The following is a 12,496-nucleotide window of genomic DNA, read 5'->3' on the forward strand; positions in this document are numbered from 1 at the left end:
TCTCACCAGCCCTCCCTAAATGCAGTCGAAATAAATATTTTTGCAACATATATTTTATATATGTAAACAATGATAGAGTTGTTGCTGGACTATTACTCAGCAGTCCAAATCACATGAAGTTGGAATCACTATCTAATATGACGCTTGTGTGAGCATCAGCTCAGACATAACTACTTGTGGGAATACTGATATGAAATCATTTTTTTTATCGCTAATGTCAATAATGGCGGCATCCGCATTTGCAACACCAGAACCGGTAAATTGTAGGGAGATAATTAGTTACAAACCAATATATTCTGGCCCAGTGCAGTGTGATGACACTTATACTCAAGAAACTTGTAAAGTAATTAATAGCCGGACTATTGATCTGATTACCCAAACACATACAAAGACTTTGTATAGCTCCGCAGCGCCAACAACGAAATCTACAATGGTATTGCGTGAATTGATTACGTTTCAGGAATCCTACGGTGCCGGTCCTGGAGCTTGTACCATCCCCAAAACTGTGACTAGGGAGCTTAGCTGCATCGCAAATGTACCTTTCTCGCACAATGAAGAAGTTAAGAGTACCGTTTGCGATTACAAACCCGTTGCTGGCTTCTCAGTTTCTCCACGAGTTTCTTCATTTGTACTGACAAGCACTTCGAGCGACTATGATGGTTCAATCGTAAGTTATCGTTGGATTGTAAACGGCAGTGTGGCAAGTAGCTCTGCGAGTTTAACACTGCCTCATGTGCAATCTGAATACATAAATGGTAGGTCGTATTCTCGATATGAGGTGTCACTGGAAGTGACAGATAATCAGGGATATAAAAGCATATTCAGCAGATCACTGCTGGAATTGAACGATGAATGCCGCACACAGTCGTGCCGTAATCGTTGATTTTTTGTTACTGATTAGACCGGATATATAAAAGCTGGGATGACTCTTTGAAGGTAATTCCAGCTCTGGTTTGCTCAAGCCTTTCGTAGACCAACGAAAGGCCGTGGCAGCTTTCGCAGCACACCTCAAGCGCAATACGACACATTTATATTAAACTTTTTTTACAAAATACAAACTCTTAGCTAAGCTACTGCCTGAGCTTATCTGCAATAAGCCCATGTTACTGCTTGTTGTCTGGCTAACAGAACCTGTCAGACATGCTGTCAGCAGTTATTCAGACAATAACAATTAGGAATACTGCATGCGCACCCATTACTCAATAATATCGCTCAGTGCAATGGCTTTGACAACAACCCACGCCCTGGCACAGGACAATACTGCGGATAAAAGTGTTGAACGCATTGAAGTTACTGGCAGCCGGATTAAGCAAGCAGAGCTTGAAGGTCGCAGCCCTGTGCAAATACTAGATCGTGATGCGATAGACCGCTCTGGATTGTCTTCTATCGGTGACATTATTCAGAATATAACGGCCTCGGGCTCAGCACTTAATACTAAATTTAATTCCAGTGGCAACTTCGGCTTTCCACCAGATGGCGGTGGCGTTGGAGCCGGGGCTACCACCGTAGATTTACGCCATTTGGGCGCTAAACGTGTGTTGGTTTTGGTAGACGGCATTCGCTGGGTAAATGAAAGCTCCGCGTCTGGTGTTGGTGGCGTAGTAGATCTAAACACTATACCGCTGGCAATTGTTGAGCGAATTGAAGTGCTGGAAGATGGTGCTTCATCTATTTATGGTTCTGACGCCATTGCCGGCGTAGTCAACATTATAACCCGCCGTGCTGCGACCGGCGCAACGTTAAGCACCAGCTTCGGTCAATTCAGCGAAGGCGACGGTGATACCACAACCTTCGAACTAAGTTTTGGTGGCGAAAGCGATAAGCACAGCTATTTTATGGCTGCCAGTTATAACGAGCAAAAATCGGTATTCGCCAACACCCGCGAACAATCCAGCTTACCAGTACCTGGCACAGGATTGGCACTTGGTAGCTCTGCCATTCCGGGTGGACGTTTTATCATTACAGACCCCAATACCGGATTTACAATGGACCTGGTTCCCAACGCCGGAGTGGCCAGTCCGGACTACGACCCGACTCTGGGCGACAGTTGTGATAGGACTGACGACTTTCATTGCTTTACCACCGCAGACCGCTTTAACTATGCAAGCTACAACTTATTGCAGACCCCCAACAAACGTATTTCACTTTATGGGCAACAACGTTACGAGTTTAGCCCAGATACGCACTGGTATATGCGGGCGTTATACAACCAACGTAACAGCGTAAACCAAGCCGCACCAGAGCCTATGTTTATTGGTACCGCAGTGCCAAGTAACTTTTGGTTAGATAACCTTACAATTGCAGCGGACAATCCATATAATCCGTTTGGTTTTGATTTAGTTGCCGCAGGAGTTGATCCGACGCTGCAACTGGCCGGCAGACGTCCTGTAGAAGGTGGAGCTCGCCGCTTTGAACAAAACGTTGACACTTTTTATCTTGGCAGCGGTATTGAAGGGCAATTTGAGCTGGCCCAGCAACTGTTTTACTGGGATGTCAACGCCGCTTACAGCACCAACCGGGCAAAGCAGGATAATTTCGGCAGCTACAATGCCCGGCGTATTGCCACTGCCTTGGGCCCACTGGCTGCCTGCCAGGCTGATCCCGCATGCGTTCCGCTAAACATCTTTGGCGCCGGTAGCATTACGCCGACTATGTTTGATTATATTCGGCCTGTGGTACGCGATACCAGCGAAAACAAACTGAGTTTATATTCTGCCAACATTAGCGGTGAACTGATGGAATTACCCGCTGGCGCTCTCAGTTTCGCTTCCGGCTGGGAGTACCGTAAATATAGTGGCGAATACAATCCCGACGCTCTCACCGTAGCGGGTGATTATAATGGCGTTGTCTCTCTGCCAACCGCTGGTTCGCTTAATGTTAACGAGTTATTTGTTGAACTCAATGTGCCGTTGCTGGCAGATCTGTCCCTGGCGAAACAACTGGATTTAAGTCTCGCCAGCCGGTATTCGGATTATTCAACCTTCGGTAGTGAAACCACCAGCAAACTTGGTTTTCGTTGGCTAATGCAAGATGAGCTGTTATTCCGAGGTAGTTGGTCTGAAGGTTTCCGGGCACCGAATATCGGCGAATTATTCGGCTCAGCCAGCGGCTTTGATGCAGTACTGTCAGATCCCTGCTCACAGCCTGACGCCGCTCTGGTGGCAAATTGCGCCGCTCTTGGTGTGCCGGCTGATTATCAGCAGCCTAACCCGCAAATCAGTGTGGTAACTGGTGGTAACCGCGACCTGGCACCAGAAACATCAACCAGCTATAACCTGGGTATGGTGTTTAGTCCGGAATTTGCCGCAGCAACAGCCTGGTCAGAACGATTGGACGTTGGTGTCAGTTGGTACCAGCATGAGTTGAAAGGCGCTATTCAGGCATTGGATGCACAAACCCAACTTAATCTGTGTGTGCAAACACTGTCTGACACTTTTTGTAATGGCATAGGCCGCAACCAGCTGGGCGCTATCGACCAATTTAATAACGTTCTGACTAACATTGGTAGCATAGACACTTCAGGCCTGGATTTTGATATTGGCTGGCTGTTGCCGCAAACCGGTTTTGGTCAATTTGATGTGAAACTGCGTGCCACCCTGGTTGAAGATTACAAAGTGCTGGATGCCAACGGCCAGCAACAGCCAAAAACTGTCGGCATTGAAGCAAACGACTCTGCAATTCCTGAATGGAGCGGTAATCTGGCATTAAACTGGAAACATGACGCCTGGCAAGCCAGTTGGACCATGCGCTACACCAGTGATCTGGAGGAAAGTTGCGGTGACGCTGCCAGTTTTGCCATTTGCCGTAACAACCCAACAACAGGGCAAAACAGACTGGGTAGCACCACTTACCATGATGCACAGCTAAGCTGGCGCACCGATGCCGTGTTATCAGGCATGCAATTAAGTTTTGGTGTTAATAACCTGTTTGGCAAAGAACCGCCGGTATGTTTGTCCTGTTCGCTGAACGGCTATGACCCTTCAACTTATGATATGCCAGGTAGTCGTTACTGGTACCTGCGCGCATCTTTTAGTTTGTAAAAGCTACCCATAGTAAAAATCCACCTCCATAGGAGGTGGCTTTGCGTTGGCCCCCTATAAGGGGGCTTAATTATTTTCTACATCCAGCCTTAATTGACGTTCCTCGTCTTCTCTGCCCACTTTATCCTGATGCCTAACATAGCGCCGGATAATTTCTTCATTCGCGCCAACTGAGTCTACGAAGTAGCCGCGCTGCCAAAAGTGATTTCCCCACAGCTTTTTCTTACGAAGATACGGAAATTTATTAAATAGCCTGATTGCCGTTCTTCCTTTGAGGACTCCCATCAAGTCCGACACGCTGACATTCGGTGGTGTTCTCACGACTAAGTGCACATGATCTATCTGCACGTTCAGCTCTACTACCGTGCAGCGTTTCATCGAGCAATATACATAAATGCTGCGGTAAAGTTCTTTGCCAAGATTACCCGTTAAGAGCTTGTATCTGTACTTTGGCGTCCAAACGATGTGATACTGACAACGATAGAAGACGTGTGAAGCGGATTCATATCTACTCATGTTATTTACTTCCTCATTTGCTGGTTACAAACGAGCGAAGTATCTAACATGGGTACTCTACGGGCATAGCCCCGACTAAACGATCACCACCTCCATAGGAGGTGGTTTAAAGCTGACAACAAAAAGCCCCGCACTCGCGGGGCCTTATTTTATCAGGGATAAAAATGTTAGTTCTGTGCGTATTGCCGCTCAAGGCTAACCACTTTTGACTTCAGCGCCATCAGGTTACCCCTTTCAGCACTGATTTTTTCATCATACAACTCAGATAAGCGATCTATTTTCTGCTGCAGTGCAGCTAATTCTTCAGATTTAGGAAAACTGCGGCGAAGCTTATATAAATCAGCTTTCAGCTCATCCAGACGTTGCTGCTTTTCCTGCTCTAGTTTGCTGATCTGAAACTCAACAAAGCGGCTCTGCCGCCTTACCGCATCAACTTGCTGCTTAAACTCGCTGCGGGTACCAATCATGGCTGTGCCAAGCGGGCGCATATCTACCTGTTCAGCTTCCTCTGCACATGGAAACTGACTGAACTCTACTACGCCATTCTGCTCACACTTATATACCGCAGCCTGTACAGAAAATACGCTGAAAAACAGCAGATAACTATATTTCATCATTTTGGCACCCCACACATGAACAATAAATGTACAGAAAGCTTGCCAGTTAAGCAAGTATGGCCGTACATTTATTTTTTATTCAGTGTGGGCTCAGTTATTTCAGCTTAGCCGGCCAAAGCTTTGTGCATAAAATTAGGCCAGGCTGATGCCGCCTTGTGCACAGCTACATTGTAGTATTCCGTTGAGAACGGTGCGGCGGCAGCATCTGCTTCGCGGAAGCCGTCAAAGCCAGCACCTTTGCGGGCTAAAGTACAAGTCCACCAACCTGACGGATACACCATTTGCGGGAACAATAACGTTTGCAATGCATCAAAACCAGCGTCCTGCATAGCCTGACGCATATCTTTCAACAACGGCATATGAATAAGTGGCGATTCACTTTGCTGCACTAAAATTCCGCCCTGACGCAGGGCTTTACGGCAGCTGTCATAGAAAGCGCGGTTAAACAGGCCTTCACCCGGGCCAATAGGGTCGGTTGAATCGACGATGATCACATCGACTGATTCCGCAGCAGCTTCACGCATATATTTGATGCCATCATCAAACTTCAGTGTGGCACGCGGATCATTGTTCGACGCACACAACTCAGGAAAGTATTTTTCTGACATCCGCGTAACCTGTTCATCTATATCGATTTGGGTCACGGCTTCAACACCAGGATGTTTCAATACTTCACGCAGGGTGCCGCAGTCGCCGCCACCGATGATGACAACATTTTTCGGATTAGCATGCGTAAACAATACAGGATGGCTAAGCATCTCATGGTATAAGAAATTGTCCCGGCTGCTGAGCATGATAACGTCGTCAATTACCATCAGATTGCCGAAATGTGTGGTTTCGTACATCTCAATTTTTTGAAACGGCGACTGCACTTCATCAAGCTTTTTAGTAACTTGCAAACCAAAAGCACTGCCGCTTGCTGCAAAAACTTCTGTGTACCAATTGTTGTTAAAACCCGACATATCTCTTTCCCTTACTGTAACAGGGCGCGTATTGTGCCCTTTACTACGGCTACACTCAAATATTTCGTGTTTTTTGCTGCACCTGAGCAGTATTCGCCTTAAACTATGCACATCTCAATTTTAAAGGAACGACAATGGCCGACTGGGGTACTGAAAAAGCGCGCTCTATATACAATGTAGCTGTCTGGAGTGAAGGGTATTTTGACGTCAATGCTAATGGTGATCTGATCGCCTTCCCGGATCAGGATCATAGTAAAACCGGTATCAGTTTTCCGGAGCTGACAGCACGCTTTAAAGAAGAAGGCTTAACCTTACCAGTACTGGTGCGTTTTACCGATATTCTGCAGCATCGGGTCGACACGCTGATCAAATCGTTTATGCGCGCCAAAGCAGAAAAAGACTATCAGGGCCAATACACCGCGGTTTATCCGATTAAAGTAAACCAGCAGTTTTCTGTGGTTAAACGCCTTATCAGCCACGACAGTGGTAAAGTCGGCTTAGAGGCCGGCAGTAAGCCGGAATTAATGGCCATTCTTGGCGTGACCGAACAACCGCTGCAAATTGTCTGCAACGGCTATAAAGACAGCGAGTTTTTGCGCTTGGCGACTATCGGCCAGATGATGGGCCACACCGTGTATGTGGTGGTCGAAAAACTGTCAGAACTGAAAACTCTGCTGCGTGAAATTGACAATCTGGGCGCGGCTCCGCGCATTGGTATTCGCATCCGTCTGAATTCTGTCGGTAAAGGTAAGTGGCAAAACACAGGCGGCGAGAAAGGCAAGTTTGGTTTAACAGCCACCCAGGTGCTGCAGGCAATTGATATATTGCGTGACGCTGGCAAGCTTGACTTACTGCAGCTGGTACATTTTCACATCGGCTCGCAAATCGCCAATATCCGCGATATTCACAACGCCATCCGTGAATGCGCGCGTCACTATGCTGAGCTGCGCACCTTGGGCGTACCCATCAGCACTGTTGATGTTGGCGGTGGTTTAGGCGTGGACTACGAAGGATCGAAATCCCGTTCGGCCTGTTCGATGAACTACACCATGTACGAGTACGCCCGTAACGTCGTGAATGGCTTAAAAGAAGTCTGCGACGAGTACGACCTGCCACACCCGAATATTATTACCGAGTCTGGCCGGGCGATGACAGCGCACCACGCGGTGCTGGTTACCGATGCGATTGATATTGAGCGCGCTCCGGGCCTGGTAAATCTGCCGGAGCCGGGTGAAGACTCGCCTACCGTCATTCTTGGCTTGTGGGAAGCTTATCAGAATGTCACGCCGCGCACTGCTATTGAAGCCTACCATGACGCTGTACATTACTTCACCGACGCACATGCGCAATATGTACATGGTCTGCTGACACTGCAGGACTGGTCTTTGCTTGAGCAAATTTACTTCGCTACTATCAACAAAGTGAAAGCAAATCTGGATATGACAGCCCGCTCACACCGTTCAATTCATGACGAACTGAACGAAAAGCTGGCAGACAAGCTGTTTGTTAACTTCTCTTTATTCCAGTCGATGCCGGATGCCTGGGGTATTGATCAATTGTTCCCGGTGATGCCGCTGGAAAGGATGAATGAGCCACTGGATCATCGCGCCATTATTCAGGATATTACCTGTGATTCAGACGGCCAGCTAAAAAGCTATGCGGATGGCAATGGTATAGAACCCAGCCTGCCACTGCCGCTGTATAAAGAAGATCAGCAATACCTGCTGGGTATGTTTATGGTTGGCGCTTATCAGGAAATCCTTGGCGACTTACACAACCTGTTCGGTGATACCGACTCTGTGCATGTTGAACTGACTGACGACGGCGGCTATAAGCTGACCAACATCATCAAGGGCGATACCGTGGCCGATGTGCTGCGTTACGTGCAGTTTGATGCCAAGAAGCTAATCGCATCCTACACCAAGCAGCTATCTAAACTGGATATGGCTGATGGGCGCAAAGACGAGTTGCTGGACGAGCTGAAAGCCGGTGTTTATGGTTACACCTACTTTGAAGATTAAGGTACACTAGCTACTGATCCGATGTGTTAACAGCAGGCGAGCCTGCTGTTATCATTTTTACCGGTACTGTTTCCGGTCATTGTTATCAGGTGCTGCTATGCTACATTTTTTACCGCGCCCGCTTACGGGCGCCTTGTCGATGCTGTTGTACATTCTGAACACTCTGTTCTGGTCTGTCCCTATTATGTTGTTGGCGCTGTTAAAACTGCCACCTTTAACGCGCTGGCAAAGCTGGATGACGTATCTGCTGGACGCCTGTGCTGTCTCCTGGATCAGTGTAAATAACTTCACCACCCGTTTATTTACCCGTATACGCTGGCATATCAGCGGGCTGGACAGACTGTCGCGCAAAGATTGGTATCTGGTGTTAGCCAACCATCAGTCATGGGCCGACATCCTGGTGCTGCAAAACGTATTTAACCGTAAAATTCCTTTTATTAAGTTTTTCCTGAAAAAAGAGTTGATTTACGTACCTGTTATAGGTCTATGCTGGTGGGCGCTGGATTTCCCTTTTATGAAACGCTACAGCAAAGCGTTTTTGCAACGTAACCCGCATTTACAAGGTAAAGATATTGAGACAACGCGCAAAGCCTGTCGAAAATTCCGCTTTAAACCGGCCGCCATCATGAATTTCGTTGAGGGCACCCGCTTTACCCGCGAAAAACACGATAAACAACAAGCACCTTATCAAAACCTGCTCAAGCCTAAAGCCGGCGGTGCAGCCTTTGTTCTCGGCGCCATGGGTGAGCAACTGCATAAAATTCTGGATATTACTATTCATTACCCTAAAGGTATCCCAACCTTTTGGGATTATATCTCCGGTAAAGTTCGTGATATAACGGTGCAGGTTAACGTGCTGCCGATAACACCCGATTTGCTGGGCGATTATAACGACAACCAATACCGCGAACGTTTCCAGCAGTGGATTAACCAGTTATGGCAGCAAAAAGATCAACAGTTGACCGAACTGAAACAAGGAGTTAAGCAGTAATGTTAAGTTTTTTACCCGGCTGGCTGCTACTGCCGTTCAGTCTGACCCTGTTTAGCTGTAACCTGGCCCTGTGGGGCATACTGGTAACCCCGCTTGGCTTAATCAAACTGCTATTACCGTTTCCGGCAATACATCGTGTTACAGCGCTGGCAGGTAAAGGTTGCTACCGTGGCTGGACGTCAGGCAACACGGCACTGATTAATTTATTTAACCGCGCAGACTGGCAAATTACCGGTGCGCAGGCGTTGGATAAAGCCAGCTGGTATCTGCTGATATCAAACCATAAAAGCTGGTTGGATATTCCTGTAGTGAGCACCGTTGCACACAGCCGTATTCCCGAACCCAAATTCTTCTTAAAAGATGAGCTTAAATGGTTGCCGTTCTTAGGTACAGGTTGCTGGGCACTGGATATGCCCTTTATGAAACGCTACAGCGCTGCTCAGCTGGCTAAATACCCGCATTTAAAGGGGAAAGATATTGAAACTACCCGCCAGTCTTGCCAGAAATTTAAAACTGTACCGACAACTATTATTAACTTTGTTGAAGGCACCCGTTTTACTGAAAACAAAAAAGTACAAAAACGCAGCCCATTCCACTATTTACTGCCACCCAAAGCTGGCGGTATTGCCTTTACACTCGCCAGCATGGGCGAGCAGTTTAACGCGATTTTAGACTTCACCCTGATGTATCCGGATAACCCGAATAATGTCGCAATGGATATGTTAATGGGAAAGCTGAAGCGCGTCGTGGTTCAGGTGGAGGTATTGCCTGTCGACCAGCAGGTGATCGGTGATTACTTTAACGATGAGCAGTTCCGCGAGCGCTTTCAGCTTTGGCTGAACCAGCGTTGGCAACACAAGGAGCAGCTTATCGAACAGTTTTATCAGTCTGAAACCTTAAGAACATCAGCGGAGCAGTTGCCATGCTAAATGAACTGCTTACCCTGCTGGCCAACAGCATCATGCTGCCTGAGCGTTGGCACCATATCTTTATCCTTGGCTGTAACATTCTGATTGCTGTGTTTGTGGTAGCACTGTGCTTTATGTTGGTTCGGGCCTGGCTGCGGCCGATTCTGGCACGCATACTGGATAAACTGGATGGGCGCTTAACACACGAAACTGAACGCGAGCGCCGCAGCCTGGCCAGCCATCTGGCACATTTGCTTCCGGCCCTGGTGCTACAGGCGCTACTGCCGGTGTTGTTTAGTCAAAACGAACATTTGTCTGCCGTGCTCGGTGTGCTGGTTTGGCTCTACCTGTATTTGTTCCTTGGCCTGGCTGTAGCCGCAGCTATTACGCTGATCGCCAAAAGCTACGCCCACCTGGTGCCGAACCCTACCATTCCGTATCAGGGTATTTCACAACTGCTAAAACTGCTGACCTTTATTGTGTTCAGCATCCTAATTATCAGTACCACGCTGGGTAAATCGCCAACCTTACTGCTCAGCGGCTTGGGTGCGCTAACAGCAGTGTTATTGCTGGTGTTTAAAGACGCTATTCTCGGCTTTGTCGCCAGTATTCAGATCGCAGTTAATAACATGGTCAATGTCGGTGACTGGATCGAAATGCCCAAGTACGGCGCTGACGGCGATGTGACAGAAATCGCGCTGACAACGGTAAAAGTGCGGAATTGGGATAACACTATTACCACCATTCCTACCTATGCGCTGATTTCTGATTCTTTCAAAAACTGGCGTGGCATGCAGCAATCCGGCGGCCGGCGTATCAAGCGCGCAATCAATATCGATATTAATACTATCCGCTTTATTAAAAGCCCGGAGCTGGAAAAACTACAACAACGCCAACGGTTACACGATTTTTTTCAGCAACAGGATGTGCGTGATTTATTAAGCAGTGATGATGTTACCAATATCGCGCTGTTCCGTTATTACGTGCGCTGGACCTTACGTCACCACCCAAGCATCAATCAGGATATGACCCTGATGGTCAGGCAACTGCAGCCAACTGAAGTCGGCCTGCCTGTTGAGATCTATTGTTTCAGTGCAGATAAAAACTGGCTGAACTATGAAGCTATTCAGGCGGATATTTTCGATAAACTGTTTGCCATCTTGCCGGTATTCGACCTGGCGGCTTTCCAGCGCATCGGCTCACGTCAGTCACTGACACAGGGCAGTTAACTTTGCTTTATCGCGCTAAGCAGCAGGTTACGGGGCGTAATGTGGTAGTCGCACAGCTGTGTCAGACGAACCTCGTAACCGTGCTGCTGCAGATAAAGTGCTTTATCCAGCATCAACCATAGCTCCAGCGGCCGGCGGAACAGATGGCGTACCAGCTCAATGCGCTGCACCAGCTGCAGCCGCTTGCCCCCCAGCTGCAAGTAATGTGTCCAGTCGGTATTGACCGGTAACGTAAGCTGATGCTGAGCCGCAGCCCAGTGCGCAAAACCGGCGAAATCGCCGCTGAACCAGTGCTTGCCTACCGATGCCAGCGGCCGGTATTCCCGCTGGCTGCTGAGATCTGCACGCAGCTCATCATAAGCCAGCCGCCATAGCACTTCTGCACCACGCAGTTTTTCAATCCGGCCGCCCGCCGTAACCTGCCCCTGCACAACCAGCTTCAGATCATCTTTGGCCAGTTTTAGGTCCTGTGCAGCACCCATAGCAGACATCGGCTGGTAGCACGGCTGTGGGATCAAATGATAGCAGCAGGGTACCAGCAGTAACTGCTGACACCCTGCCTGCACTGCCTGCTGCAGCATCGAAATATGTAACTGCCCGCAGGCATGCAGCGCGACCAGTTGTTGCTGCGGTTGCAATACCTGCTGCAATGAATCGTTCAGTACATCAGCGCAAATAAACTGTTGCGCCAGCTTGTACTTACCAGCCAGCTCCTCGCCTTGCCGGCACAATGCAGCCTGCCACTCAATACTGGTAACCGGCGCGGTAAAGCGGTGTGCCAGGATCCGGCCAAGATGCCCCTTACCGGCGCACCATTCCACTACCGGCAGCATCTGCTCTGGCCATTGTTGGCAAACCGCATCGATTTGCTGCAGTTTGCGCCCGCCGATACCGTTTTCCAGCCAGAATGGCAAAGGTGCCAATGTTCGCTCCGGTGCACAACCGGTGAAATGCGGCACAGTAAACAACGCCGGGAAAAATGGCCCGAACACCTGTTGCTGCAGCTCGCCGCTATTATCAATTTGCTTTATCTGTTGTTCATCAAGCACCTGCAAACACTGCTGCAACTGCTGATCAGACCACGGCAGTGCATTGCAGGCAAAAGGCAGCAATTGCCAGTATTGCCGGTACTGCTGCAATACAGCGGTCAGCTGCCCGAACTGCTGCGATAAAGAGATTTGCATAAATAGCTGCCCGCTGTTTTGCCACACT

At 48.5% G+C, this 12,496-nt stretch carries 9 protein-coding genes; 5 read left to right on the plus strand and 4 right to left on the minus strand.

Annotated features, from left to right (window positions below; genetic code table 11):
* Positions 1 to 1,184: 1,184 nt before the first annotated feature.
* Complete coding sequence (locus AC5SV9_RS09480) at positions 1,185 to 4,040, plus strand: TonB-dependent receptor domain-containing protein (protein ID WP_475153237.1); 2,856 nt, start codon at positions 1,185 to 1,187, stop codon at positions 4,038 to 4,040.
* Positions 4,041 to 4,106: 66 nt separating this feature from the next.
* Here the strand turns inward: AC5SV9_RS09480 and tnpA are convergent, their stop codons facing one another.
* The 3 genes from tnpA to speE all read right to left on the minus strand — a co-directional run bounded on the left by tnpA (position 4,107) and on the right by speE (position 6,135).
* Positions 4,107 to 4,556, minus strand: a complete 450-nt coding sequence (gene tnpA / locus AC5SV9_RS09485) for an IS200/IS605 family transposase (RefSeq protein WP_475153362.1) — start codon at positions 4,554 to 4,556, stop codon at positions 4,107 to 4,109.
* 167 nt (positions 4,557 to 4,723) lie between these two features.
* A complete protein-coding gene (locus AC5SV9_RS09490; protein WP_475151914.1) occupies positions 4,724 to 5,173 on the minus strand; it encodes a DUF4124 domain-containing protein in 450 nt (149 codons plus the stop codon).
* A 104-nt stretch (positions 5,174 to 5,277) separates the two neighbouring features.
* Positions 5,278 to 6,135, minus strand: coding sequence for a polyamine aminopropyltransferase (gene speE / locus AC5SV9_RS09495; protein ID WP_475151915.1), 858 nt, complete (start codon positions 6,133 to 6,135; stop codon positions 5,278 to 5,280).
* 134 nt (positions 6,136 to 6,269) lie between these two features.
* On the opposite strand from speE, the gene speA reads away from it, so the two are divergent.
* From speA to AC5SV9_RS09515, 4 genes are all read left to right on the plus strand, one after another.
* Positions 6,270 to 8,156: a biosynthetic arginine decarboxylase gene (gene speA, locus AC5SV9_RS09500; protein ID WP_134053086.1), complete on the plus strand. Its 1,887-nt coding sequence runs from the start codon at positions 6,270 to 6,272 to the stop codon at positions 8,154 to 8,156.
* 97 nt (positions 8,157 to 8,253) lie between these two features.
* Positions 8,254 to 9,147 carry a 1-acylglycerol-3-phosphate O-acyltransferase, YihG family gene (gene yihG / locus AC5SV9_RS09505; RefSeq protein ID WP_475151919.1) on the plus strand — a complete coding sequence of 298 codons (894 nt, stop codon included), beginning with the start codon at positions 8,254 to 8,256 and terminating at the stop codon, positions 9,145 to 9,147.
* Complete coding sequence (gene yihG / locus AC5SV9_RS09510; protein WP_475151920.1) at positions 9,147 to 10,076, plus strand: 1-acylglycerol-3-phosphate O-acyltransferase, YihG family; 930 nt, start codon at positions 9,147 to 9,149, stop codon at positions 10,074 to 10,076. The genes yihG (AC5SV9_RS09505) and yihG (AC5SV9_RS09510) overlap by 1 nt, the downstream gene beginning before the upstream one ends.
* On the plus strand, positions 10,070 to 11,284 hold the full coding sequence (locus AC5SV9_RS09515) for a mechanosensitive ion channel family protein (RefSeq protein ID WP_226766252.1): 1,215 nt from the start codon (positions 10,070 to 10,072) through the stop codon (positions 11,282 to 11,284). Before yihG (AC5SV9_RS09510) ends, AC5SV9_RS09515 begins: the two co-directional genes overlap by 7 nt.
* Here AC5SV9_RS09515 and AC5SV9_RS09520 read toward each other — a convergent pair.
* Positions 11,281 to 12,468, minus strand: a complete 1,188-nt coding sequence (locus tag AC5SV9_RS09520) for a methyltransferase (RefSeq protein ID WP_475151924.1) — start codon at positions 12,466 to 12,468, stop codon at positions 11,281 to 11,283. The genes AC5SV9_RS09515 and AC5SV9_RS09520 overlap by 4 nt on opposite strands.
* Positions 12,469 to 12,496: the final 28 nt, after the last annotated feature.

The sequence above is a fragment of the Rheinheimera sp. ATLC3 genome (assembly GCF_059429535.1).

Excerpts from the sequence above, each read along its gene's own strand:
- speE (WP_475151915.1), bottom strand. The coding sequence starts at position 6,135 with ATGTCGGGTTTTAACAACAATTGGTACACAGAAGTTTTTGCAGCAAGC.
- AC5SV9_RS09480 (WP_475153237.1), top strand. The coding sequence starts at position 1,185 with ATGCGCACCCATTACTCAATAATATCGCTCAGTGCAATGGCTTTGACA.
- AC5SV9_RS09490 (WP_475151914.1), bottom strand. The coding sequence starts at position 5,173 with ATGATGAAATATAGTTATCTGCTGTTTTTCAGCGTATTTTCTGTACAG.
- AC5SV9_RS09515 (WP_226766252.1), top strand. The coding sequence starts at position 10,070 with ATGCTAAATGAACTGCTTACCCTGCTGGCCAACAGCATCATGCTGCCT.
- speA (WP_134053086.1), top strand. The coding sequence starts at position 6,270 with ATGGCCGACTGGGGTACTGAAAAAGCGCGCTCTATATACAATGTAGCT.
- AC5SV9_RS09520 (WP_475151924.1), bottom strand. The coding sequence starts at position 12,468 with ATGCAAATCTCTTTATCGCAGCAGTTCGGGCAGCTGACCGCTGTATTG.
- yihG (WP_475151920.1), top strand. The coding sequence starts at position 9,147 with ATGTTAAGTTTTTTACCCGGCTGGCTGCTACTGCCGTTCAGTCTGACC.
- yihG (WP_475151919.1), top strand. The coding sequence starts at position 8,254 with ATGCTACATTTTTTACCGCGCCCGCTTACGGGCGCCTTGTCGATGCTG.
- tnpA (WP_475153362.1), bottom strand. The coding sequence starts at position 4,556 with ATGAGTAGATATGAATCCGCTTCACACGTCTTCTATCGTTGTCAGTAT.